Below are 26,210 nucleotides of genomic sequence, written 5' to 3' on the forward strand. Positions count from 1 at the left end.
GGGGAAGCAATGATACATTTTCCCTGATAATGGTGCAAAGGTATGAAAGGGTTTTATCCTTTTTCTTTGAAGATGAGCCAATGTTCATGCTACTCAAAGCTTTGGTAGCCAAGGGTTTCGGTCTTGTGCAGCAAGCCCTAACGATGATTAAGCCAGCCAACGCTTTAGGGCTGAGGCGACTCATTCCCTTGACTTGCTCCCACAGCAATCAAATGCTGGCGCACCAGATACTCCAACTGATACAGATACGCCACCGTCACCAACCGATACAAGGTGGGTAAGGTAAATAAATCCCTCAATTCATCCCACCACGCCAACGTATCATACAAAGAACCCATCTGAGGGAGGAAGATAATCTGAATCATTTGACTCACCACAAATGCCAGTGTAATCGCCATCCACCCATAGAAGCCTTCCCACCAACTCATCAGTGTGGGAACAATTCCCGTCACTTCAGCCATTTCCTGCGATCGCGTATTTGGGAAAAATCGGTCAAGAACGATGTGCAGCCAGTGATGAGTAACGGCGATAATTACTATTGGTGAGAGTAACGTAACAAAATATAACAAGAATCGCCACTTCGGGGCAATCACCATCAGAGAATCACCCAGTTGTAAGATTGAGAGGATAATCCGGATAATCACCGAAATTCCCCGAAAGAGCAGAATTAAAAGAACGGCACTTAGCCATGCAGTGGGGTAAGGAATAAAAGGGGGCCAATTTCTCATATTTTCCATTGGTGATTGGTGATTGGTGATTTGTCATTGGTTAGGGAACCGAGGGATAGGGCAATTTTTGGGTTACTTAAAACTTAGTCGGGGCGGGTTTAGTCACTTAGGGGTGCGGTAAAAAACGATAGTAGTGAAACCCGCCCCTACACACCTTCCTCGAAGGTTGTGAACAATATTTCATTCTTCAACTCGCTTCTACCAACAAAGTCTGATACGCCGCCTCAATCCGTTCCACTTCCGATGACACATCTGTCTCTAATTTCTTCAACCGCTCTAATTCCGTCCCTTGATTAATCTCATGGGACTCTTTTTGAGCGATTAAATTATCCAACTCTGACTGGCGAGCATTAATATCATCATTCATCCGTTCCGTCACTTCTCGCTCATAAACATCAAAGCATTCTTTCACCGCATCGTGAATCGGTTGCCATTGTTCTCGTGCAACTTGAGGCAAATATTTCACCAACTCTTTCTTCGCCGCTTTCACCAACTCTTTCCGCGCTTGATCCGCTTGCACCACCCCAACGCCTAAACCAAGTAATCCAAGTCCTACGGGTCCTAAAACCGTTCCAGATACCGCTGTAATTATTGCCCCAACACCCATGACAGTAATAAAATTAAGGGCGATATTTTTCCAATCAAACCCGGCTCCCGCCATAGCCACCCCAGCAATATTGCCCCTGGCTAATGAAAAGAGTCCCGCCGCCCATTTTGCCCAAGCGGGAGCCTTATCGTCTGGGGTTGTTCCAATTACTGGAGATATACGTTGTCCGGTTAATTTTTCGGTAATTTTATCTGTAACTTGGGTATAGGATGCGCCGTAATTAGCGGCACTTTTCGATAACTGCAAAAACGCACTATCCATCTCTTTTTCAGCCATCAAACTCCAAGCGGATAATTTATCATTCACATACCGCTCAAATGCCTGTTGCAATCCAGCTTCAAAGGCTTCGCGTCTCCCTTTGTTCAAAAAATCCATAAATCGCAAATCGGGCTGATACTGCATGAAATCAGCTTCAAACGTATTTCCCAAATTTAAAGTGTATGTGCGGAAGGAATCAGCCACCGCCTTTGCCTTACTATCCCGTACCGATTTGATTTCATCTTGGAACTGCTGACAGATGTCATTCAGTTTCTTGAATTCGGGTTCTACGGAATTAATCCGTTCTTTTAACTCCTGAACATCCTGTTCCAGCAACGGAATTCGCCGTTCAATCGCTTCCCGAACATGACTATACCCTTGACGCGCCAAGGTTCTGGCTTGGCGAAATTCAGCCACGGCGCGTTCATTGGTTAAGAATGTACTTAATGCGCCCAGAAACTCTGGAAATCCGGTTCCTTCCAGAGAGGCTTGTGGCTGCTTGACTCGTAACCGCAGCGCTTTAATCGCGGAAATCTCAAATACTCGTTCATCATAAATATCATGCCCATCAACTTGACAGTAATCGGCTAAGTTAGCTCGAAATACACGCCGCACTTTATCTTCCGATTCTTCTAATTCTTCGATATCATCCGGATCAATCAAACTTTCGCGAATCTGATCCCAAGCATTAATTAAAAAGAAAACTGATAATCCTCGATTCTTAATGTAATTTTCTAAATAACGGCGTTCAGCCAAGGTACAAGGTTGAGTTGCCCGCAGTACAAATAAAATTGCATGGCAATTATTGATATATCCCAGAGATAACTCGTTCCGGGCTTCAGTATCATTAAGTCCAGGGCTATCGACAATTTCTATACCTTTTTGTAATAGCGGTAAGGGATAGTCCACGACAGCATAATCAACATTGGGGAATGCCTGTTTCTTCTGTTGTTCCAGTTGTTTGGCTTCGGCGGGGTCAATCGTGTAGCGGCGCTTAAAACTTTTAAAGTCAATATCTTCGGGTGGTGTGCCATCGTTAAAATGAACGGTGACTTTTTTTTCAGATCCGTACCGCAACACGGTTAATAAGGCGGTACAGGGATTCACATCGGAGGGTAATAAGTTCTCGCCAATCAAGGCATTCAGAAACGTACTTTTGCCCCGTTTCATATCCCCCAACACCAGTAATCTGAATACACCTTGTTGTAAATTTTTACTGGCTCTGCTTAAATCATCAATATCCCGTTCCAACCCCAAACCGCCAGAGGTATCCTTGCCCATGGTTTCCCCTTGTTCCAGGGTTTGGGCGATTTCACCCAGGCTGGTGGCGACTTGCGATCGCACTCTGGCAACTCGCTCTAAATTATTCAGGAAACTGTCTGTTTCTATTTTGTAACTCATTGTTTGTTTATCCCGTAACTATATTCATTCCAAGTTGTTTAATAGAAGGGCGGGTTTAGTCAAGTTATCGATTTTTTGCAAAACGTTATCGGTAAAACCCGCCCCTACAACCGATAAAGACAATACCCATCCGACAAATCCTTTCCGTTTAACCGGGTAACGATAATAACTCCTCATACACAGATTCAACCTGCCGACATTCCGCTAAAATATCAGCATCTAAACCTCTCAACCGTTTCAACTCAGTTTGCCGATTAATCTCACGAGATTCTTTTTGCTCCAGCAAGTTATCTAACTCGGCTTGACGGGATTTAATATCATCATTAATCCGCTGAATTACTTCCTTTTCGTAACTATCAAAAGAATCTTTCACCGCTTGACGAATCGGTTCTTGTTGTTCCTGGCTGAGTTGCGGTAAATATTTAACAAACTCTTTTTTCGTCGCTTTAATCACTTCTTGGCGGGCTTGTTCGGCTTGCAGTGCGCCCACACCCAAACCCATCAACGCTAATCCAATGGGATTCCAAAACGTTAACCCCGTAAAAATTAATAAAAAGCTGCTAATCCCAATTACCGCTAACCAATTAACCAGGATATTTTGCCAAGTAAACCCAGCAGCAGCTAACGCCACACCCGCCACATTTCCCGATGCTAAGGAGAAAAACCCCATCGCCCATTTTGCCCAAGTGGGTGACTCTTCCCCTGCATCAACCCGAACGCCTGACGGTATGGTTTGTCCAATTAACTTCTCAGTCATGGAATCAACAATCTGATTATAGGTTGCACCGTAGTTAGCGGCACTTTGGGCAAGTTGGGAAAACCCCTCTTGTAAATACTCCTCCGCCGTGCGTTCCCACTCAGCTAATTTATCCTGAATATACTGTTCAAACGCTTGCTTTAATGCCGCATTAAACGCCTCCCGTCTCTCCGTTTGCAAGAACTCCAGAAAGTCAATTGTCGGCTGATAGCGTAAGAAATCAGATTCAAATGTCTTTTCTAAATTCAGCACATAAGTGCGAAACGAATCCGCCACCGCTTTAACTTTTGTATCCCGCATCGTCCGAATTTCATCCTGGAATTGATCGCGGATTTGGGTCAATTGATCAAACTCCGGTTCAACCCCCTGAATCCGTTGTTTTAATTCCTGAATATCTTGGTCGAGTAAGGGAATTCGCCGTTCAATCGCTTCGTGAGTGCGGCTATAAACTTGACGCGCCAACGTTCTCGCTTGGCGTAATTGTGCCACGGCGCGTTCTTGGGTCAAAAAGGTATTCAGCGCCCCTAAAAATGCTGGTAATCCTGTTCCTTCTAGGGAAGCTTCTGAATCTTTTACCCGCCGCCGCAAGGCTTCCAGAGAGGAAATCTCAAACACTCGCTCATCATAGCGATTCTGTCCATCTTTTTGACAGTAATCAGTTAGATAGGTTTGGAATACCGTGCGTAACCGATTTTGTGCTTCTTCAAGTTCATCGGGATCATCCGGATCAATCAATCCTTTACCGATTTCATCCCAAGCGTTAATTAGAAAGAAAACTGTTAATCCGCGCCCTTTAATGTAATTTTCTAAATAGCGGCGTTCTTCCAGGGTACAAGGCTGCATCGCCCTGAATACAAACAAAATTGCGTGACAGTTATGGATATAGTTGAGTGATAATTCATTCCGGGATTCGGTATCGTTAAGCCCCGGACTATCAACAATTTCAATCCCTTTTTCTAAGAGGGGTAAGGGGTATTCGACAACGGCATAGTCAACGTCGGGAAATGCCGAACTTTTCTCAGCCTCAAGGCGTTTGGCTTCGGCAGGATCGATGGTATAGTTTTGCTTAAAACTGGCAAAATCGAGGGATTCTGGCGGTTTATCCCCTTTAAAGTAAACCGTGACTTTTTTTTGAGTTCCGTAGCGCAAAACTGTCAGCAGCGCTGTACAAGGATTCACATCGGCTGGCAATAGGTTCTCACCAATTAAGGCATTGAGGAACGTACTCTTACCTCGTTTCAAGTCTCCCAATACCAGCAGCCGAAATAAACCCTTCTGCAAATTGTCACTGGCAATCTGGATATCTTCGCTTTCCCGTTCTAGACTCAATTTCCCGGAGGTTTCTTCAGCGTCTAATTCGGCTTGATTTAGCCGTTTGGCAATTTGACTCAGATGCGTCGCCGCTTGATGGCGCACTCTCACCACTCGCTCCAAATCCCTGAGGAAGCTGGTATTATCCACGGTATAGCTCATAGTTTTTTCTGATTCACGCTTTGGGTGAGATGAAGGCAGGTTTGAGTGTGTAGGGGCGGGTTTGACCGATAACGTTCAGGAGAAAACCTCTAACTTAACTAAACCCGCCCCGATCAAATGCAAGAGTTAAATTCCCTGTTCCCTGTTCCCTGTTCCCTGTTCCCTGTTCCCTGTTCCCTAAGACTTCTTATCGCCTTCGAGGAAAATCTTATAGCCAATAAAGCCAATAACGCCGATAATCATAATCGTCGCGATCGCAGCACTCACCCGTACAACCAGAACAGCCGCCACGACAAAGGCTAAGAACTTACCGAACATCACTAGCTTTCTCCCCCACCGTTGCAGCTTTCCTTCTGGTTGCTCATGCTTAACGGTTTGGTAGAGAGGAGGTTGATTAATTTCCGCTTCGAGTTCGCGTAGTCGGAGTTCTCGCTCTCGTTGGATCAGGTCGTGTTCCCGGCGCTGAAGCTCCCGGTCTTGATTATTGGGAGAAGTCATGTCAGTTCATCCTAGTCAGAAATCGATCACAATAGGTTATGAAAAGGTTAAAAGACTCTAGCAATTTAGCTGACTCGTATTCACCATAAATTTTCTCTTACTTTAACCTTAGAGCCTCAGCATCTGCTAGATCTGGTTAAAAAACTTTAGGGCAAACCTCCACTCCGGGAGCTGGGGAAGCTGGGGGAGCTGGGGAAGCTGGGGGAGCAAGGGTACATTTGTCTTGAGCAAGGTGATGCCATACTTATGAAGGATGCTACCCGATTTTCTTGAATCAAACCCTCTGTCAATAAAGCTCAAAGTATTCATTGTTAATGGTTTTGGCTTTGTGCAGCAAGCCCTACTTAGATCACTATTCTTGTTGGGTTGGCTGATGTTCAGCATCAACCAGGGTTTCTTTAGATTGATCGAGCATACCCTTACCAGAAGACGTGCGCTTTTTGGCATGAGTTGATGATTCTACAGGACGGATGTCGTCATGCAGATGAATCTGAATTTTCGGTCCCGAACTAGCTAGACGGATAATCATCCCATCCACAACCGCCGTCTGGGTAATGCGTTTTCCATCGATATAGGTTCCGTTAGCACCTAAGCTGATAATTCGCCAACCTGAACCATTCCGCCGAAGTTCAACATGGTGACGTGAAACGACGGCGCTGTATAAAATGACATCATTATCCGTAGACCGCCCAATCCGAATCACCGATTCCGATTTAAACGGCCAACTTTGAACAGGTACAGACTGGAGAGGATGCAGCAGGGTCAGAGTAATCACCGGTGTTACATCATTCAAAAACGTGGGTCCTTTCGACTGACTGAATACTTCTAGAGTGTCCCATGAGTCTAGAACAGGTTGTCCTTGAGGGATACCATCGATCAACCCTAACTATTTGTCAATGGTCAGGAGTCAACACGGTAAAAGATTTTTCCGGAAACATTATAGAATTTACCTGTAAATCAGGCTTCTATGATTAACCCCCCTCAGCTTCAGTACATAGGCAAGCGACTCAGGACACTTGGAACAAAAACGTTACCATGTCCCCTTTGCCGAGGCTAATGCGATCGCCTTTGCGTAAGCGATGGCGATCCCCTTTCGGTAACGGGGTATGGTTGATGTATGTTCCATTGGCGCTGCCCACATCTTCAAGATAGTAGGTATCTCCCTCGACGCGAATATCTGCATGAACTCGCGAAACAATCTCAGAATTCGGAAAGCCAGACACATCAATATCCGGGGGAATCTGATCGTTGGGTTTACCGATATGAATCACACTGAGATGGGAGGGGAGTTCCATTTTGGTTTGGGTTTGTAGATGCAGCAGATAAACGGACTGCACCTGTAACTGTGTGACACTACCTGGCGTTGGTGTGGCTACAGGGGGCGGAGGGGGTGCTGTTTCCGGCTCCGGTGGGGCTGGCTTTTCTTCTTCTTCTGTTGTCGTTCCGGATTGCCCAACCTGGGTAACGGGTAGCTCAGAAGGGGGATCGGGTTGCGGGTCAGGGATGGGTGATGGGGAACTCATTGAAAGAGGTTCGGGTTCAATTAGAGGGTCAGGGGGGTCTAAATCGGGTACATCGGGAACCGACACTGGAGCTGGTGTATCTGGGCTTCCCGTTGAGCCACTGGCTTTCAGGTTAAAACCACATTGACCGCAGAAGCTAGCGTCTGTTTGAACTGTTGTACCACAGTTGGGACAACTCATGCTTGCCGGTAAAGGTGTATAGCAGGCTTCGCATTGAGTCGCACCATCTGGATTTTGGTGATTGCAGTTAGGGCAAACAATCATAAGCTATTCAATATTCACGCATTCAAAATTACCAACAAAAGCGGTTTCACGTAGAGACGTTGCATGCAACGTCTCGACTGAGGACAAAACCGCCGAAATCCTTCGAGTCAGCATGAGCCTTCCTCCTTCATCAAAACACAGTTAACCGTTCTACCTTAATAACTTGTTACATCAGGCTCACGGATTCTCTGTCGTAGAAATGAGCATTAGTCTTTCACCGCTTGACCAGCTTGCTGATCTAAAAGCCACCACAATTCGCCTTGAGGCTGAATGAATCGCGCCGGATAGGTCAAAGGATCAGCCTCAGCCGCGAAGATTTGAGCCAACGCTGGTTGCTTGCCCGCCCCCGCCACCAGAAACATTACACAATGGGCTTGGTTAATTAACGGTACAGTAAAAGTAATCCGAGGTTGACCGTCTTTATTGCCCACAGTAATCCGGCGATCGCAAACCTGTAGCGCTTGGGTATGAGGAAATAAAGATGCCGTATGCGCGTCGTCACCAATACCCAACAAGATCAGATCAAATTGGGGAAACTCGTCGGCGGCTACACCAAAGAACTCCCCCAGTTGAGTATCATGCTTCGAGGCGTCTGCTTCCGGAGACTCTCCGTCTGTGGGAATGGGGTGAATATTCGTGGCTGGGATATCAACGTGATCCAACCAAGCCTGACGCGCCATCGCTTGATTGCTATCCGGGTGATCGGCTGGAACATAGCGTTCATCACCCCAAAAGATATGCAGTTTATCCCAGGGTAGATTCTGGCTAGCTAGGGCTTGATAGAGGGGCTTGGGTGTACCGCCCCCCGCTAAAGCCAGCGTACAGCGCCCTGAGCGTTGGATTGCCTCCTGTATCTTCGTGAGGACAACATCACGCGATCGCTCAATCAGCGCGGCTTTATCAGGCAAAACTTCGACAATTTTCTTCATCAATCTGTGATCCTCCGGCTCAAAAGGTAAGTTGGTCTCGCCGACCATTTCGTTGGATAATTGCAGTAGACCCCTAGGGTAATCATTCAAATATCCATGAGTTAATATGGGCAAGTCATACATGAACCCTAATTGTCCCATACCGTATGGGGTACACTCGGTTCTAGGGTAAAAAATTCCACTACCCCACTGTGTAGACGGCGGGGATTGCTAAGGACTTGCCTTAGTAACGCAAGTGTTGAATAGACCATAAGCTGCTAGCTGATATGTACTTCCAGATACTTCCCTAGTCTGGATGATTATCTACCAACCCTTAGGTCTGGGTTCGTCTAAAAGGTGGAGATTTTGCTAGTAGTGGTATCGTTGGGACTAAAACAGGTTTTGCAGGTTCCTGGGTTTCTCACCATTAAAAACCTGCTTGTAAACCATAGTGGGCGCGATTTCGGACCCAACGTAAGACGATGGGGTATCCGTCGCGGAATCAGGTTCAATGAAAAGTAGTACTATGTATTCTTCGTTCGCGGGTTTAGCACTTAAGATAGTCGGATTGATCATGATCCTATCGTCCCTGTTGGATTATCTGATCCTGATTATTCCCTCTCCTGGTGTTAGCCCCCTTGAGAATGAATGGCAGCTTAATTTAACCACCCAGCTCGTTGATCGGGGTGTTATCCCGATGGTGGGAATTGCCTTTTTGGTAGCAGGATATTGGATCAGCAATAACAGTGGTGGCTCATTACCTGAGCAAAAATCCTCAATCACCGACTTGAGATTCTGGGCATTTTTACTCTCGAGCCTATTGGGTTTACTCTTCCTGTTGCTTGTCCCCTTGCACTTTAACAATGTTCGCATCCAAAGTAATCAAGCGATAGAACAGATTACTCAGCAAGCCCAGCAAGCTGAAACCCAACTGGAAACGCAAGTTCAGCAAATTGATACTCTGCTTCAAGATCCACAACAGCTAGAACGACTAGACCAAGCCATTGAAAGCGGTCAAGCTCAAGGAGAGCAACTCCAGCGACTCCAGGCACTCCGAGAACAATTGCAGGCGCTCAGAACAGATCCCGAAGCGATCACTCAAAGAACTGAGCAAGCTCAGACTCAAATCCGCAGTCGTAGACAAGAACTTGAGCAACGCGCCCGAACTGAGGCATTAAAAAGAGGTATCCGCATCGGTTTAAGCAGCCTACTGTTAGCCATTGGCTATAGCATCATTGGCTGGATGGGATTGCGGAACTTGAGCAGTTAATCTGCAAGTCATTGCTATGCGAGCAACAGGCAAAAAGGTTTGATAACCGTCTCTAAATTGTCAGTTGATAGAGATTTACGATTCAATAGAAGATACACACAAGCGTCCTAATCACCCATTCCCAGATAACAAATAACCTCTATTCGAGCCAGTTGCCAACTGCTGTAGGTAATCCCCAGTTCTGCTTTTATGTGCCATCGGTTACGATTGGCATTGAGGCGGATTGGGGTTCTCAATTTCAGCAAACCGCTTTAGCTAGACTCATTTTTTTACAACCTTTGACATGTTCTCGATTTATATCCTTACCTACAACGAAGAACGAGATATTGAAGCGTGCATCAACTCAGCGCGGCTCTCGGATGACATCATTGTGGTGGATTCGTGTAGTAGCGATCGCACGGTAGAATTTGCCCAACGCTATCCGGTGCGAGTTGTATCTCATGCCTTTGAAAGTCATGGGCGTCAGCGGACTTGGATGCTGGAAAACCTCCCCACTAAGTATGAATGGGCTTACATCCTAGAAGCCGATGAACGGATGACTCCAGCCCTATTTGCTGAATGCCTAGAGGCGATAAAAGACAACCAGTACGTGGGATATTATGTCGCCGAACGGGTGATGTTCATGAATCGATGGATTCGTCACTGTACTCAGTATCCCCGTTACCAACTTCGTTTACTGCGAAAAGGTCTAGTCTGGTTTACCGATTATGGTCATACGGAACGGGAAGTCTGTGATGGATCTACAGGGTTCTTGAAAGAAACCTACCCCCACTATACCTGTAGTAAGGGATTTAGCCGTTGGATTGAAAAACACAACCGTTACTCCACCGATGAAGCCCGGGAAACCTTACGCCAGCTTGAACAAGGCACTGTCAACTGGGGGAATTTGCTGCTGGGGCGATCGGAAGTGGAACGGCGTCATGCCCTTAAAGATCTGTCGTTACGCTTGCCCTTTCGTCCATTACTCCGCTTTCTCTATATGTACATTTTCCTCGCAGGCTTCCTGGATGGACGCGCTGGCTTTACTTGGTGTACCTTACAGGCATTTTATGAATATCTAATTACCCTCAAGGTTTGGGAACTTAAGGAGGAACAACTGCCCACCATTGAGGCAACCGATTCCCAACTCTCTTTCTAAAGACCAACAGGTATTAGATTACAGTTGCTAACCCCTCATCGTCCCCATTCAAAAATAGCCGCCCCCCAGGTTAATCCTGCACCAAAACCGGAACTGGCAATAATATCACCGGGTTGAATTTTTCCCGATCGCACGGCTTCATCTAAAATTAAGGGAATCGACGCCGCCGATGTATTCCCATACTGACTCAGATTACTCAATACCTTATGGCTAGGAATCTTCAACCGTTGCGCCACTGCATCCAGAATCCGTTGATTGGCTTGGTGCAACAGCAGCCAGTCTACATCATCTGCCGTAATATTTGCCTGAAATAGTGCCTTCTCTATCACTTCTGGCACCTTCTGCACGGCAAATCGATAGACTTCTTTGCCGTTCATGGTAATGGCGGCAAAATTCCCTTGTCCGACCTCAATTCCCTTGACAAGTTGCTGGGCTTGTGGTTTATAAGCCAACTGTAAACATTTATTCTGAGTGCCATCACTGCGAATCTGGAATCCCAACAGGCGATCGCGCTCATTTGCCTGTAACATCACAGCCCCTGCACCATCACCAAATAACACACAGGTGCCGCGATCGGACCAATCCAGCCAGCGCGACAACATATCCGCACCAATTAATAAAATATTTTGATAAACGCCTGTCCGGATAAACTGAGCCGCCGTGACTAAACCAAACACAAAACCCGAACAAGCCGCCGTGAGGTCAAACGCCACCGCATTGGATGCACCGAGTATCGCCTGAACTTGACTCGCCGTACCAAACAGATCATCAGGTGTAGACGTTGCCAGAATAATTAGCTGTAACTGATCAGGCTCAACACCCGCCATCGCGATCGCCCGCTTCCCCGCTTGGGCAGCTAACCCACTCAAACTGGCTTTAGCGTCAGCTAGACACCGTTGACGAATTCCTGTGCGCGTGGCAATCCACTCATCTGATGTCTCAACTATCTGGCTGAGTTGATGGTTATCCAAAACACCATCGGGTGTCGCCGAACCACTCCCGGTAATCGCAATCCCTGTGCCTAGTTGATTCAAAATGATTCTCCATCAAAGAAACTGCCAATTCACTCTTCGCTGCTTAGACTGGCTATCCGTCACCAAATAACTGCGTTGTCCACAGTTGCCCAGGGTTAGGTGGATAGCACCACGCTAACCTGTCGCATCCTCTGATGGCTCATTGGTCACCTCTAACGGTTCACTACCCATATTCGTTGTTGTTGCCGATTGTTTCGCCGCTTTGATCTCAGTAGACTGAATACGCTCCAGCACCTGATTATCAATCGCTTCTTTTGCCAAGCGAATCCCATTAAAAATAGACGGTGCCTGAGAACTACCATGGCTAATAATACAGACTCCATCCACGCCCAAGAGCAACCCACCCCCATGTTCGGCATGATCGATACGCTGCTTAATCCGCTTCAGATTCGGCTTGAGAATCGCCGTCCCCAGTTGACCATGTAAGCCTTGGGGCAATTCCTCCCGCAGAATTTGTAAGACGATTTCTCCCACAGCTTCGGCAAACTTGAGTAAAATGTTGCCGACAAAGCCATCACAGACAATCACATCGAACTGACCTGAGAGTACATCTCTCCCTTCAGCATTACCCAGAAAGGCTACTCTGGGATTCTGCTGGAGCAGTTGATGAGTCCGAATCGCTAAATCATTCCCCTTACAGTCTTCTTCCCCGATATTGAGCAATCCGACTTTGGGTTCTGGTATTCCCAGCACATACTGGCTATATACCGTCCCCATCACCGCAAATTGCTCCAGATATTTGGGACGACAATCCACATTTGCACCCACATCTAGAATAATCACTGGCTTTCCAGCAATGAGGGTGGGGAACATAGCGCCAATCGCTGGGCGATCAATGCCCTTGAGCCGTCCCAAACGCAGTAATGCGGCTGCCATAGCTGCGCCAGAATGACCCGCCGACACTACAGCTTGTGCCTGCTTGGTTTTAACTAAATCCATCGCCACGTTGATTGACGCCTTGGGTTTGCGTTTAATCGCTACCAAGGGTTCCTCTTCCATGGAAACTACGTCTTCCGCCGGGGCTATTTCTAGCTGGCACAGACTATTGTGTTCTTTCAGGGACGCTTCAATAGCTTGAGGATCGCCAACCAATATAACCTCTACGCCCAACTCTTCTTGGGCTCGGATAGCTCCAGCCACAATTTCTGAGGGAGCGTGATCCCCTCCCATCGCGTCGATTGCGATCCGTTCGCGAGATGCCATTGCTCAAAGAGATAGAAACCTTAAAGATTTTAACAGAAGCCGTTGATTGAGTAATCCTCTTTTAGCGTATTTGGCGAGAAGTGCCACCTCCTACACCCCAAAGCCCACACTTGATCAAGAGTGCTGATCCAGAAGAAAAACCCTTGAAGAAACCTTTTCATTGATGCCATACACTTCGTACAATAAAGCACCGTGGAGGAGAAATGGAATGTTACAACGAATTGGTGCTGGATTAATTGCTTCATCGATCGCGGCTTTATTGGTCAAGATTGTCGGGATGCAGGCTGCTACCTTGGATTTGGCTCAGGTCGAGACTGTCCAATTGCTGCCCTGGCAAAACACTGCCTTGTTTTACCTACCTGAGCCTGATCCGAATGCCGAAGCGACGATTAATCAGTATCTCCAAGACCTCAAAAACAGAGGTTCACTGGCAGACAATCAAGGAATCTGGATACAATCCGGGCTGAATGTTCTGGCAGAACATCAGGGTAAAATTCCTCGCCCTGCTGCTTCGTTGACCAAAATTGCTACCACATTAGTCGTGTTAAGTCAATGGAAACCCGACCATGAATTTGAAACCCAAGTGGGAGCGACAGGGGATATCCGGGATGGTGTATTAGAGGGAGATTTAGTGATTCGAGGTGGTGGTGATCCTCTTTTTGTCTGGGAAGAAGCGATCGCGCTGGGGAACAGTCTGAACCAGCTGGGGATTCGCCGCGTCAAGGGGAATTTAATCATTGCAGGCAAATTTCATCTAAACTACGAAGAAAATCCGACGCGATCGGGAGAGCTACTCAAACAAGGATTAAATGGCAAAACTTGGTCTCGTTCGGTGATTCGTCACCATGGCAGAATGTCTCCGGGAACCCCCAAACCTGAACTGGTGATCAGCGGTCAAGTCAAAACGGTAAAAATTCCACCTGATAAAACTAGGATACTATTACGTCATCAATCCCTACCCTTGGCGGAAATCCTCCTAGAAATGAATATTTACAGTAACAATGGCATGGCTCAAATTTTAGCCGATGCTGTTGGTGGGGCTGATCTGGTTGCCAAAGAAGCCGCCAAGTTAGCCAATGTCCCTCCAGAGGAAATTCAACTGATTAATGGATCAGGATTAGGAACAGAAAACCAAATCTCTCCCCGTGCGGCTACAGCTATGCTAATCGCCCTGGAAAAATTATTAACACCCCATAACTTAGGTGTAATTGATGTATTCCCCCTAGCTGGGCGGGATAAAAACGGGACAATCTATGCTCGCAATCTGCCAGAGGGAACCGCAATGAAAACCGGAACCCTACGCCAAGTGAGTGCTTTGGCTGGGGTAATGCCTACGCGAGAGCGCGATCGCGTGTGGTTTGCGATTATAAATGGTGGCAATAACGTCTGGGAATTTCGCCAACAGCAAGACCAACTGTTAAACCAGCTTACCCAAAACTGGGGCAATCAACCCAGTCTCAATCCGAAAACCACTCTCTCCCGTTCCAAACTGGGTGATCCCAAGCGCAATAAAGTTGTTGCAAATTAAGATCAATGGCACTGAAAATTTGCAGTGTTGGAGCGCCAACACCCTTGATATCCCGTAGGGTGGGCATTGCCCACCAGCCCTTAAATCAGCTCGATCATTATTCATCATTCAAATAACTTTATGTCAACTGATGCTCCCACTATTCTCGCCCTCGACTTTGATGGCGTCATCTGTGACGGACTTCTGGAATACTTCCAAACCGCTTGGCGTACCTACTGCAAAATTTGGCAACCGGAAACCACAACACCCCCACCAGACTTAGCTGATAAATTTTACCGCTTGCGCCCTGTAATTGAATCCGGGTGGGAAATGCCTGTTTTACTACGAGTGTTACTTTTAGGCGTTTCAGAATCCCAGATTTTGCCAGATTGGTCAACCGTTTTACACCAATGTATTGACTCCGAAAACCTACAGCCAAGCGACTTAGGTCAACAAGTCGATAAAATTCGCGATGAATGGATTACTAATGATCTAGAAGGCTGGTTAGCACTGCACCGCTTTTATCCTGGGGTAATTGAGCGCCTACAGAGCATATTAGAAACACCGACGCCCTTCTTTATTGTCACCACTAAAGAAGGGCGCTTTGCTAAACAGTTATTACAACAACAAGGTATCGAATTATCAAAGGATAGAATTATCGGCAAAGAAATTAAACGTCCCAAACACCAAACTCTACGAGAACTTATACAAGAATTTACAGATGAATCTGCAAGTCTTTGGTTTGTAGAGGATCGATTAAATACCCTACTATCAGTGGAACAGCAAACAGACTTAGCTCAGGTGAGACTCTATTTAGCGGATTGGGGCTATAATACAGCAGCGCATCGAGACGAGGTTCGCAATCATCCGAGAATTCAGTTATTGTCTCTGTCCCAGTTTGCTCAGAATTTCTCAGCTTGGTCTACATAGAACAGGTTAAATCTCCAATACTTCATATATCTTAATTAGTTAATCATCAAAAAATGATATAATCAGGAATAATTAATCAAAAAATCAAAATCAATATGGCTTTTAAACCATTTTTCAAAAAACTTAATTATAGTATAAATTTTTTACTAGAACATCCTGAAATGCATAGAGTCCCTCATCTAGTTCTTTTTCGTTTAGCGTTGTGGGAAATTTACAAAGCATTACATTACCAGCCATTAATCACAATTCATAGCCATAAAAAAATGCGTTTAATCCCAGGTAAACGACGCGGGCTTTATGGCTTAATATTTATTTTCAGAGAACAATATGAACCTGTGGTGTTTAATGCAATTCATAAATATTGTTCTTCCGGAATTGTTTGCTATGATATTGGAGCCAATATAGGAGTTTGGAGCCTTAAACTGTCAGAATTAGTCGGTGAAGAGGGTCGAGTATATGCTTTTGAACCTGTCTCAAAAAACATTAATCTCTTGAAAGAAAATATTTATTTTTCAGGTTTAAATAATATTGAAATACTTCCTGTAGGTTTAGGAAGCCAACAGAGTACTTGTAAAATATATGTCCCAACTGATTCGGGTAGAGCAGCTCTTGCACCAGAATCTATTAATGATAGATCTGAAGATATTGAAATTAAGTGCTTAGATGATATTTGGGAATCACAAGGTTTTCCCAATGTAGGTTTTTGTAAGATAGACGTTGAAGGGTCAGAACCTTTAGTACTTAAAGGAGGCTCAAAATTCTTTCAGGAGGTTCGTCCTATTGTTTGTTGTGAAATTAATCCCTTTAAACTCAAGAAAATGGGTCAAAAACAAGAAGATATATTTGAGACATTTCAATCATGGAACTACATTTATTTGATGTGGAACAATATCAAAAAAGACTTTATTCAATTTCAAAACATTGCTGATATACAAAATCAAAAAGGATATGAAGATATAGTCTTTATACCAAATTAAAAATTTAGCAATTTTAACATTTTAACAATTTTCAACAACTTAACACTTTGAGTCAACATCGGGAAATTTACTATAAATATTTGACTTGAAGGATTACCTTGATATTGTCAATTTGAGAAGGGTAAATTAATCGCACTTATACAAAACTCAGGCAAGTACCTCTTCATAAATTTCAATTATTTTGTGTCCTTTGCGTCCCCATTCAAACTCTCTGGCTCTGTCAATGGCTTTGGTTGACATCCTTTTACGCAACTCTTCATTTTCAATAAGGATTTCTATTTTATTTGTTAATTCCTGCGTTAGATATTCTCTAGAAATCGGTTCAATTTTAAATCCCGCTTCCTCTGTTACATATTCACTTATGCCACCAGTGTTTGCAATAATACAGGGTAGTCCGCAAGCCATCGCTTCCAATACTACTGTTCCACCAGATTCTCTGATAGAGGGAAAGCAAAAAACATCAGCTTGTCGATAATAATTAAGGGTTTCTTTTTGAGGTATTTTACCAACAAATTGAATCATATCACTTAGTTTAAGAACCTGCACTCTTTTTTCTAGATTACTTCGTTCTTGTCCATCACCCACTATAGTTAATTGAATTTTATTTTTAATGGCTTTGTTCAATCTACTAATTGATTCAATGAGGATATCAGGACATTTAAAAGCTATCAATCTCCCCACAAAAAGTAACTTTACTTTTTCAGTTTTTTGAGGCTTTGAATAATTAATAAAAAAATCATTTGACACTCCATTTTCTACAAGTAAACACATTTTATTTTCTTTGAATTTAAAAAAAGATTGTAATTTATTTAAGGTATAGCTGGAAGCTACCAATATTTTATCTGCTTGCTTATAAGTTTCTAGGTATCCCGGAATAATGAATTTAGCCAGATCTTGTAAAAAGCTTAAATTCAAGTATTTCTTCATGGCTATTTCCTCAAACCATTCTGGATATGGAACACCCCCATTGACGGGTCCTAGAATAAAAGGTGTATGCTTACAGGCTTCCACTATCTTAACGGGATACCTGGTATTCATAGGAGTAATTGAATGGACTATATCATAATCTCCTCGAATAAGTGGGATTTTAAATTTTTGGTAAACTTGATGACTAAAATCTGCATAATAAGGATAATTTAGAGCAGCGCCTAAAGCTCTTCTTATAGCTTCATTTTTTAGTTTTGATAAAATGGTTCTTTTGACAAAATTACGATACGTTTTTGCATGGTAACTTTCTGATATGTAAACAACATTGTTATTATACCCATGACGTTCTAGACCTTTTTTAACAAAATCTCTAGTAACCAAAGTCACTTCTACATGTTTATTTATTTCTTGAAATAATTTAAATCCTGTCAAGGGATCAGAACTCGCATTAGGATTACATTGTTCTATGATTAACAAAACTTTAAAGCGTTTTTTACTCATCTCTTATCTCATGAACACAAATAGCCACACACAAATGAAATCCCTCAACCTGAGAACATAGTCCAGTTTTGTTCTCTAGGCGAGGGATACGCTTAATTTTTGGTCAATTCCGCAGTAGCTTCATTCCCATCAAAACCTTATCCTTAAGCGTCTTTTGCGACACACAGGTAATCAAACAAAGTTTACCGCAGTCCAATGTTTGCTGGCGAATCTCTTTGGCTTTTTCTCCATACCAGATTTCTTTAGCACTCTGGTGTTTAACATTACCAATCACTGGATAATCATTACAGAGTTTCACATTCCCATCTGTTTCAATCCAAAAATTGCGAAGTCCGACTCGACAGGGGCGAACAGATTCGGGAGCTTTTTCTTCACGGAAATGGGGTAAGAAAAGCCGCAGAACATCATCACCTGTCATAATGGGTGCACCCTTTTGCTTCATTTCAATCAGGCGCTCAATTACCTGAGCAAAGTCCTCATAGTCTTCGGCTTTGAGCCACAGTTCATTATAGGTTTCGGGTGTCCAGAGATTGACGGGTTGGAAATTAACAGCAGTAGCGCCAATTTGTTGCGCCCATTCTACCAGTTCAGGCATTAAGCGGAAATTGAGGCGATTTAATGTCGGTTTGACAATAATTGGAAAACTTATGCCTTGTTTTTCCTGTTCCTGACGTAGATACTTAATACCGTTAGAAAGTTTAGCAAATAAACCGGGATAACCCCGCAGGTAATCATGAAGTTCTGCATTGGGAGCATCCACAGACATATTTACGTTAAAGGGACGCGCTGCTACAGTTTTGGCAGCATTTTCCTGGGTCATGCACGAACCATTTGTAGTCACACCGCAGTGAATACCATTGCTATTAGCGAAGGCTAGTATGTCGAGAAATCCTTTTTTGATATAAGGTTCACCGCCACTAAAGTTGATGGAATACTTACCGACAAAGTCTTTTATGCTGAGGAGGGCGCTTTTCCACTCCTCAACCGTCATTTCGTCCTTATATTTCGGGAGCCGCCAATACTCACACTGGCGACATTTAACATTACAACGTTCATTGATAATCCCGTAAAACGTGACTGGCTTTGTCCGATCTAATCCGGTTTGAATCCGCAGGGATTCTGCTACGGCATTTTCAGCATGTTTTACACCGAGTTTTGAAAGGGTTGCAACATCCATAATATACCTCTTTGGTACTATTTGTTGATAAACTTGATGCCAATAACATCCAATTTTCTTTTTCTTTAATTATCCTTAGTTTGTGGGAAAAGCCTTTTGAACTTATTCTCCACAGAGCGTTGTTCCAAATCAAGTCTCAGTTATTTATGTTTTTCAATCGGGGTTAAACAATGCCCTCATGAGAGCTAATTAGATTGACTTGACTCTAAGACAGCTACCGATATAAATTCAAGTTTTTTTTATATAACTTAATGTTTTGTGATTTAAGCTTACAATCCATGCCTGAAGAAAATCACAAACTGTAAAATTGGTTACAATGATTCCTAAGTAAGTCGAAGGTTTGCTTCGTTTAAGCAATAGTTCTAATTATTACTACTGAAATCGTTAAATAAAGATAACATAAATATACATATCCGGCATCGGGTACTATAATTCAATGCTCGATCTCACGAAACTCGCGAAACAAATCCCTGGAATTAGCCAGCATCTGAAAGGGGAGGCGCTGGCAAGTCGCCAGCGCTGGGAACTGGCGCAAAAGCTGATGCTGGAGGCTAATACCCGACAAAGTGAGTTAATTCAATCCCAACAGCAATGGCGCGATCGCATAATCTTCACGGCGGCTGTTCCGGTTGAATCCCTGGATACCAGCCTTGATCTGGATTCCCCGCCCGAAAGCCACACGATTTTCGCCACCGATGGGTCTCAAATTTCTCCCTCCCATCACGAAATCGCCTATTGTTATTTAATTAACGTGGGTCGGGTGATGCTGCACTATGGACAAAGTTTACACCCACTCTTGGATAGCTTACCCGAAGTCTTTTACCGACCCGAAGATTTATACATATCTCGCCAATGGGGGATTCGTACCGAAGAATGGATGGGATATTGTCGCACTGTGTCTGAGGTGTCGATATTGGCAGAAATGGCGTGTCGCTGGGTCAATCCGCCCGGTTCTCACTTTGATATTCCCAATCTGGCGATGGTGGATGGATCACTGATTTACTGGTTTCTGGAGTCCTTACCCACAGAAGCCCGCGATCGCATCCTACCCCCGATTCTAGCGGCTTGGGATCAGTTGCGATCGGTGAATGTACCACTGATGGGCTATTTGAGCGCATCTCGCAGCAACGAAGCCCTGCATTTTCTCCGCTTACAAGCCTGTCCTTATGACACCCCAAACTGTCTCAGCCATTGCGCCTCTGTTACCGATAAATTGCCTTGTCAGGTTGTTGAACCCTTACGTGATACGATGCTCTGGTCGAGTTTACTGCAACCCGGACAACGTAGTCCTTTATTTCGCAGTTCAGTGCGAATTTTAGATCTATACGATCATCACCGGATTTACTTCTGCTATGTTCACGTTGGTACAGAAATTGCCCGCGTCGAGGTTCCAGAATGGGTAGCACAGGATACTATGTTATTCAATCAAGCCCTAAGTTTAATGCTGGCACAGGTTTACAAAGGCTATGGCTATCCCATTGCTATAGCAGAAGCCCATAATCAGGCTGTCGTTCGAGGCGGCGATCGCGCCCGCTTTTTTACCCTATTAGAACAGCAGATGATTCGCGCTGGGTTACGAAATGTGGGAACATCCTACAAAGAAGCCCGTAAGCGTGGCAGTATTTCTTAAAAAGGGAGGGAGAGAATAGTTTTGACCCTTCACTTTGTTCAAGGAAACCTGGCGCGTGTGTGGGGGCGGGTTTCACTATTATCTTTTGAAATGGTGCGTTAGCGAAGCGTAACGAACCCTACACCCGCCCCGATCAAGTGTTAAGAACAAGAATGACAAATGACCAATGACCAATAACAATTAAAGGAACTATAAAACTATGGTTAGCTTAGTCCGAATGTTGTCTACCCAAGATACAATTCTTAAACAAGAACCTATTCAATCCAGTTTACTGCCAAGCTATAAACTTCAGCCGATTCCGGCTAGCACATTATTAGTTCTACAATCCTACACGCCCCCAGATTTGACCCGACATATTCGGGTCAGTTTCCAGGATATTGGATTTCAGGGTAGAAATTTAAATTGGTATGCGTTTATTGATCATATTCAAATCACCAAAGAACCCCTGAGACCAACAGAAACGGTGGCACAGATGCTCTCGAAGCAAATAGAAAAAGATGTTGTCAAAATGATGGTTTACCGACAAAGTTTGCCACCTGAAGGGGGATTACTCAAAATTGTATTTAACGTGGATACTGTCATTAAGCGTGCCCCTGTTCAATCGATGTATCTCAGTCCCAATGCTCTGCAACCCATTCCCGCAGGTACTGAACTGGTGCTATTAACCAATAAACCTGATGCCTATAATATGGTATCGTTGCCAATTGAAGATTCTCACCTAAAATTTACCCTAAAGGACGTTGAATTTAAAGGTTTCAATCAAGATTGGTATGCCTTTGTCAAACATGTTGGGTTGCAATTAGTGGGTTAATTTTGGACAATAACCCAGGTGGAGACGTTTATTTTATATGATGTCCCGCAAATCACCCATAATAAATAAAAATGTACGGGCTTGGTTACCAAGCCCCTACTCCCCCTCACTTTGGTATAAGACCAATGACCAATGACGACTAAACCTTACTACTTTCAATCGCCCAACGCGCTAATTCGGTACGGTTATGCAATCCGGTTTTGCCCAGCATATTAGACACATGGCTTTCAATTGTGCGTTGGCTAACATTAAGTTCCTGGGCAATTTCCCGATTTGCCAACCCGCGTGCAACAAACTGTACCACCTTCAGTTCGGTTGGTGTCAATTCCACATTAGCGGGAACCTGAATGTTAGATGGCGTCTCTCCTCCAGGTGTTTGAGGGCGAGTTGTTAAGCGGCTAGCCTGTCTCAGGGATGATTCAACTTGGGCGACTAATTCTTCTGGCTCAAAGGGTTTGACCATGTAAACATCAGCACCGGTGTTGAGTCCCTTCACCCGATCATTGCTCTGTCCTTTGGCAGAGAGAAATAGGACAGGAACCCAGTTCATGCGCGGATCTTGCCGAACATACTCAACCAGAGCATAGCCATCCATCTCTGGCATCATTACATCACAAATAATCATGTCAGGAATGTCTTGAGCGAGAACGTCCAACGCCTCTCGACCATTTTCTGCTGTGATCACGTCATACCCGCGAAACTCTAGGTAGTCCTTAACGAGCAAAATCAGATTAGGGTCATCGTCAATCAGCAGCAGTCGCTTGTTAGTTCTGACACCGTTGTCTTTCATACTTTGATACTGGTCATTCGGAAGGTTAGGTGGATAGAGTGAAAATTTCGTTGTTCTGGTTCCACGCCTGCTACCCGGACATTATTGAGCGGCTACAACTGATCAGGTGTAAGGGTACTTGCTGAGTCCGAGGATTAGCTGTCAATGTTATAGCCTATGTTAGTCTAGCGAACCCGAAAACTAAATAGGCAAGAACTCATACACTGTGGCAAAAAAAGCAACAGCTTCCCCGTTTCCCCGCCTGAGAACGAACTGCTCAAGTATTTGCGCCATGCTGCGCTAGTCTTTCCAGAAGCGCTGGACAATCTTGCTCCAAAGGCTTTTCGGTTGATCTACACTGGCAACTTTTTCAGGAGTTATCTGCGGTTGGGATTTACGGTTCGCTCTTTTAGCTTCTGCTGCGTCGGAGATAGGAGATCGATCGCTTTCTGGGAGAGGATGAACCAAAAAAGCATAGTCTTCCACAATCTTATTGCCAATGAGATGCTCTTGAATAATGCGTTCGATCACCTCTGGCGTTGCGTTACGATACCAAACACCATCCGGGTAAACCACCAGAATTGGACCACTGGCACAGACGCGCAGACAGTTAGCTTTGGTGCGGAAGATGCAGCTTGGTCGCTCCTGAGTGGGTTGATCCAGCTTAAGCTGTTTCAGGCGGGTTTTTAAGTAATCCCAGGAATCAAGACCCGCTTGTTTAGAGCAGCACTTCGGTTTAGTCTGGTCAGCGCATAGCAAAACATGGCGTTGAATTTGATTCAGTCCCAGGCTATGCACATTTTTTTCCAACAGCGTTTTGTCTGAGGCTTTATTCATATTTATCGTTTTAACCCACTAAACGTTCCCACTATCCTGTAGAGTAGCGCTTCACTAACCGTCTTGAGTGTCCCAGACATGCTATGGCACAGACGTAGCATGCTACGTCTCTACTCCCCCAGCTTCCCCAGCTTCCCCAGCTTCCCCAGCTTCCCCAGCTCCCCCAGCTTCCCCAGCTCCCCCAGCTCCCCCAACACCCCACACCCAAACCCCCATCCTTTAGTTCGGGAACCCGTACTCGGAAATTGATTGCAGTTTCATGCCTAAGTTGAGTAAATTAGCACTCAGAAGCAGAGAGTGCTAATCACTCGACAGCAGAAAGTGCAAAGTGAGACTAAACTACTAGATTAGGAGGGAATTCAATGGCAGCCGTATCTCTGAGTGTTTCTACAGTCAAGCCATTAGGCGATCGCGTTTTTGTCAAGGTCAGTGCCGCTGAAGAAAAAACGGCAGGTGGCATTTTGTTACCTGACAACGCCAAAGAGAAGCCTCAAGTTGGGGAAATTGTCGCCACCGGTCCTGGCAAGCGCAACGATGATGGCTCTCGCTCGGAACTGGAAGTCAAAATTGGCGATAAAGTTCTCTACTCCAAGTATGCCGGTACTGATATCAAGCTAGGCAACGAAGAGTATGTTCTGCTTTCAGAAAAAGACATCCTCGCTGTCGTTTCCTAGTCGTGATCGCTAAACGTTCAGGAGTATACAAGCCAGTTCTCTGGCAACTCTCCTGAATGATGAACTCATAACAATTAGTAACAATCCACAGTTCAACTCTCAGACTCAACATCACTGAAATCTATGGCTAAGCGCATCATTTACAACGAAAATGCTCGTCGCGCCCTGGAAAAGGGTATGGACATTCTGGCAGAATCCGTTGCCGTTACCCTCGGTCCGAAAGGTCGCAACGTGGTTCTGGAGAAAAAGTTTGGCGCTCCCCAAATTGTTAATGACGGGGTGACCATTGCTAAAGAAATCGAATTAGAAGACCACGTTGAAAACACAGGTGTTTCCTTGATTCGCCAAGCTGCATCTAAAACCAATGATGCAGCCGGTGACGGAACCACAACCGCTACCGTGTTGGCTCATGCCATGGTTAAAGAAGGCTTGCGGAACGTAGCGGCTGGTGCGAATGCGATCGCCCTGAAGCGAGGCATTGACAAAGCGATCGCCTTCTTAGTAGACAAGATTGCCGAGCATTCCCGTCCCGTAGAAGAATCTAAAGCCATTGCACAAGTCGGTTCCATCTCTGCCGGAAACGACGAAGAAGTCGGTCAGATGATTGCCCAAGCCATGGATAAGGTGGGCAAAGAAGGTGTGATTTCCTTAGAAGAAGGGAAATCCATGACCACCGAATTAGAAATCACCGAAGGGATGCGCTTTGACAAGGGTTATATTTCGCCCTATTTCGCTACCGATATGGAGCGGATGGAAGCGATTCTGGAAGAACCCTTCATCCTGATTACCGACAAGAAAATCACTCTGGTTCAGGACTTAGTCCCTGTACTGGAGCAAGTAGCGCGTGCAAGTCGTCCGCTGCTGATTCTGGCTGAAGACATTGAAAAAGAAGCCCTAGCGACTCTGGTGGTCAACCGTCTGCGCGGTGTGCTGAATGTTGCGGCGGTTAAAGCTCCTGGTTTTGGCGATCGCCGTAAAGCCATGCTGGAAGATATCGCGGTATTGACAGGTGGTCAACTCATCACCGAAGACGCGGGTCTGAAGCTGGAAAACACCAAGCTAGATATGCTGGGTAAAGCGCGTCGCATTACCATCACCAAAGACAATACCACGATTGTGGCGGAAGGCAACGAAGAGGGTGTTAAAGCTCGTTGTGAACAAATCCGTCGTCAGATTGAAGAATCCGATTCCTCCTACGACCAAGAGAAACTACAAGAGCGTTTGGCAAAGCTGTCTGGTGGCGTTGCTGTGGTCAAAGTCGGGGCGGCTACCGAAACCGAAATGAAAGACCGCAAGCTGCGCTTAGAAGACGCGATTAACGCGACTAAAGCGGCGGTTGAAGAAGGGATTGTTCCTGGTGGTGGTACAACTCTGGCTCACCTGACTCCAACTCTGGAATCTTGGGCAAATGAAAACCTGACCGGTGAAGGTCTGATTGGGGCAATGATTGTGTCCCGTGCGCTGGCTGCACCCCTGAAGCGGATTGCTGAGAATGCGGGTCAAAATGGTGCGGTTATCGCTGAGCGGGTGAAAGAGAAAGACTTCAACGTTGGCTACAACGCCGCGACGAATGAGTTCGTTGACATGTTTGAAGCAGGTATCGTTGACCCCGCTAAGGTGACTCGTTCCGCCCTGCAAAATGCTGCATCAATCGCGGGTATGGTATTAACCACTGAATGTATTGTGGTTGACAAGCCTGAACCCAAGGAAGGTGCTGGTGCTGGTGCTGGCGCTGGTATGGGCGATTTCGATTACTAATCGCTGATGGTGTAGGGGCGATTTATAAATCATTGGTGTCAACTTAAGGCTGAAACTTAATTAGAGATCCCCCTTCCGTTCCCCTTTTTAAGGGGGAGACCAAAGGTTGCTCCGCTTTTTTTTGCACGGGGGAACCAGAAATTAATCAAAGTCCCCCTTTTGAAGGGGGATTTAGGGGGATCTAAACTTTGAGCGCTAGTTATACAAAGTCTTAAGTTGACACGGATGTTCATAAATTGCCCTTACGCCCGATTGGATTGTACCCGATTAAGCTGTCTCTTCTTAGACGAGACAGCTTTTTAAGTTATTCAAGGGCAAAAATTATGAAAATGAAGGATGTCAAACTTTCAGTTGGTCGGAATTTAAAGTAGTGCGAGCATCTTGCTCGCTACCTATACTGAATGAAATACAGCAGTTTGCTCTGCTATGCGGTACATTGTCGATCCCCCTAAATCCCCGTGCAATAAAAGCGAAGCATCCTTTCGCTTCGCGATCGCAAGAGCTACTTAGGGGCTGCTGAATAAGTCTTGTGGTGGGGAGAGGCAATAGGGAATAGGCTTTCTTGCAATGGTTTTAACCCTCTGTCGAGGTAAAATTTGGTGCTGTTGTCGGCGAAAATTCCAGGATGCAAGACGGTTATAGTGTAAAAA

23 protein-coding genes are annotated in these 26,210 nt (G+C 45.1%); 9 read left to right on the top strand and 14 right to left on the bottom strand.

All coding sequences use genetic code 11. The features are described 5' to 3' along the window. Positions 1-164: 164 nt before the first annotated feature. The 7 genes from RID53_RS32155 to pgl all read right to left on the bottom strand — a co-directional run bounded on the left by RID53_RS32155 (position 165) and on the right by pgl (position 8,438). Complete coding sequence (locus RID53_RS32155; protein ID WP_446391966.1) at positions 165-737, bottom strand: hypothetical protein; 573 nt, start codon at positions 735-737, stop codon at positions 165-167. 178 nt (positions 738-915) lie between these two features. Beyond that, entirely contained in the window at positions 916-2,994 is a 2,079-nt protein-coding gene (locus RID53_RS32160; protein WP_446391967.1) for a dynamin family protein, read from the bottom strand. A 148-nt stretch (positions 2,995-3,142) separates the two neighbouring features. Further along, entirely contained in the window at positions 3,143-5,224 is a 2,082-nt protein-coding gene (locus RID53_RS32165) for a dynamin family protein (protein ID WP_446391968.1), read from the bottom strand. A gap of 177 nt (positions 5,225-5,401) precedes the next feature. Then, positions 5,402-5,722 (bottom strand): hypothetical protein, encoded by a 321-nt coding sequence (locus RID53_RS32170; protein WP_446391969.1) that lies wholly within the window; start codon positions 5,720-5,722, stop codon positions 5,402-5,404. A gap of 352 nt (positions 5,723-6,074) precedes the next feature. Continuing rightward, on the bottom strand, positions 6,075-6,497 hold the full coding sequence (locus RID53_RS32175) for an FHA domain-containing protein (protein WP_446391970.1): 423 nt from the start codon (positions 6,495-6,497) through the stop codon (positions 6,075-6,077). A gap of 232 nt (positions 6,498-6,729) precedes the next feature. After that, on the bottom strand, positions 6,730-7,509 hold the full coding sequence (locus tag RID53_RS32180) for an FHA domain-containing protein (protein ID WP_446391971.1): 780 nt from the start codon (positions 7,507-7,509) through the stop codon (positions 6,730-6,732). Positions 7,510-7,715: 206 nt separating this feature from the next. Then, on the bottom strand, positions 7,716-8,438 hold the full coding sequence (gene pgl / locus RID53_RS32185) for a 6-phosphogluconolactonase (protein ID WP_446391972.1): 723 nt from the start codon (positions 8,436-8,438) through the stop codon (positions 7,716-7,718). A gap of 505 nt (positions 8,439-8,943) precedes the next feature. On the opposite strand from pgl, the gene hpsJ-B reads away from it, so the two are divergent. Beyond that, positions 8,944-9,687, top strand: coding sequence for a hormogonium polysaccharide biosynthesis protein HpsJ (hpsJ-B, locus tag RID53_RS32190; RefSeq protein ID WP_446391973.1), 744 nt, complete (start codon positions 8,944-8,946; stop codon positions 9,685-9,687). Positions 9,688-9,794: 107 nt separating this feature from the next. On the opposite strand, the gene RID53_RS32195 is transcribed toward hpsJ-B, so the two are convergent. Then, a complete protein-coding gene (locus tag RID53_RS32195) occupies positions 9,795-9,923 on the bottom strand; it encodes a hypothetical protein (RefSeq protein WP_446380793.1) in 129 nt (42 codons plus the stop codon). A 47-nt stretch (positions 9,924-9,970) separates the two neighbouring features. Between RID53_RS32195 and RID53_RS32200 the strand changes: the two genes are divergently transcribed. After that, positions 9,971-10,825 carry a glycosyltransferase family 2 protein gene (locus RID53_RS32200; protein WP_446391974.1) on the top strand — a complete coding sequence of 285 codons (855 nt, stop codon included), beginning with the start codon at positions 9,971-9,973 and terminating at the stop codon, positions 10,823-10,825. Positions 10,826-10,860: 35 nt separating this feature from the next. Here RID53_RS32200 and RID53_RS32205 read toward each other — a convergent pair whose 3' ends face one another. Beyond that, positions 10,861-11,859 carry a beta-ketoacyl-ACP synthase 3 gene (locus RID53_RS32205; RefSeq protein ID WP_446391975.1) on the bottom strand — a complete coding sequence of 333 codons (999 nt, stop codon included), beginning with the start codon at positions 11,857-11,859 and terminating at the stop codon, positions 10,861-10,863. Positions 11,860-11,973: 114 nt separating this feature from the next. After that, positions 11,974-13,062: a phosphate acyltransferase PlsX gene (gene plsX / locus RID53_RS32210; protein WP_446391976.1), complete on the bottom strand. Its 1,089-nt coding sequence runs from the start codon at positions 13,060-13,062 to the stop codon at positions 11,974-11,976. A gap of 208 nt (positions 13,063-13,270) precedes the next feature. Here plsX and RID53_RS32215 point away from each other — a divergent pair, with 208 nt between their 5' ends. The 3 genes from RID53_RS32215 (at position 13,271) to RID53_RS32225 (ending at position 16,476) form a co-directional block, all read left to right on the top strand. Further along, positions 13,271-14,590: a D-alanyl-D-alanine carboxypeptidase gene (locus RID53_RS32215; RefSeq protein WP_446391977.1), complete on the top strand. Its 1,320-nt coding sequence runs from the start codon at positions 13,271-13,273 to the stop codon at positions 14,588-14,590. 120 nt (positions 14,591-14,710) lie between these two features. After that, on the top strand, positions 14,711-15,499 hold the full coding sequence (locus tag RID53_RS32220) for an HAD family hydrolase (protein WP_446391978.1): 789 nt from the start codon (positions 14,711-14,713) through the stop codon (positions 15,497-15,499). A gap of 95 nt (positions 15,500-15,594) precedes the next feature. Continuing rightward, complete coding sequence (locus RID53_RS32225; protein ID WP_446391979.1) at positions 15,595-16,476, top strand: FkbM family methyltransferase; 882 nt, start codon at positions 15,595-15,597, stop codon at positions 16,474-16,476. A gap of 147 nt (positions 16,477-16,623) precedes the next feature. Here RID53_RS32225 and RID53_RS32230 read toward each other — a convergent pair whose 3' ends face one another. Both RID53_RS32230 and RID53_RS32235 read right to left on the bottom strand, forming a co-directional pair. Continuing rightward, entirely contained in the window at positions 16,624-17,904 is a 1,281-nt protein-coding gene (locus RID53_RS32230; protein WP_446391980.1) for a glycosyltransferase family 4 protein, read from the bottom strand. Between the two features lie 103 nt (positions 17,905-18,007). Beyond that, entirely contained in the window at positions 18,008-19,081 is a 1,074-nt protein-coding gene (locus RID53_RS32235) for a radical SAM/SPASM domain-containing protein (protein WP_446391981.1), read from the bottom strand. 436 nt (positions 19,082-19,517) lie between these two features. Between RID53_RS32235 and RID53_RS32240 the strand changes: the two genes are divergently transcribed. Continuing rightward, positions 19,518-20,711 (top strand): DNA double-strand break repair nuclease NurA, encoded by a 1,194-nt coding sequence (locus RID53_RS32240; RefSeq protein ID WP_446391982.1) that lies wholly within the window; start codon positions 19,518-19,520, stop codon positions 20,709-20,711. Positions 20,712-20,910: 199 nt separating this feature from the next. After that, positions 20,911-21,522 carry a hypothetical protein gene (locus tag RID53_RS32245; RefSeq protein ID WP_446391983.1) on the top strand — a complete coding sequence of 204 codons (612 nt, stop codon included), beginning with the start codon at positions 20,911-20,913 and terminating at the stop codon, positions 21,520-21,522. Between the two features lie 139 nt (positions 21,523-21,661). On the opposite strand, the gene RID53_RS32250 is transcribed toward RID53_RS32245, so the two are convergent. Then, a complete protein-coding gene (locus RID53_RS32250) occupies positions 21,662-22,312 on the bottom strand; it encodes a response regulator transcription factor (protein ID WP_446391984.1) in 651 nt (216 codons plus the stop codon). 279 nt (positions 22,313-22,591) lie between these two features. Beyond that, on the bottom strand, positions 22,592-23,128 hold the full coding sequence (locus RID53_RS32255) for a (2Fe-2S) ferredoxin domain-containing protein (protein ID WP_446391985.1): 537 nt from the start codon (positions 23,126-23,128) through the stop codon (positions 22,592-22,594). A 362-nt stretch (positions 23,129-23,490) separates the two neighbouring features. On the opposite strand from RID53_RS32255, the gene groES reads away from it, so the two are divergent. Both groES and groL read left to right on the top strand, forming a co-directional pair. Next, positions 23,491-23,802 carry a co-chaperone GroES gene (groES, locus tag RID53_RS32260; protein WP_446391986.1) on the top strand — a complete coding sequence of 104 codons (312 nt, stop codon included), beginning with the start codon at positions 23,491-23,493 and terminating at the stop codon, positions 23,800-23,802. A 123-nt stretch (positions 23,803-23,925) separates the two neighbouring features. Beyond that, the gene (gene groL, locus RID53_RS32265) at positions 23,926-25,560 is read left to right on the top strand and encodes a chaperonin GroEL (protein WP_446391987.1); all 1,635 of its coding nucleotides are present in this window, start codon (positions 23,926-23,928) and stop codon (positions 25,558-25,560) included. Positions 25,561-26,210 lie beyond the last annotated feature (650 nt).

Source organism: Coleofasciculus sp. B1-GNL1-01 (assembly GCF_040220235.1).
In the GTDB taxonomy this organism is placed as follows: Bacteria; Cyanobacteriota; Cyanobacteriia; order Cyanobacteriales; family Coleofasciculaceae; genus Coleofasciculus.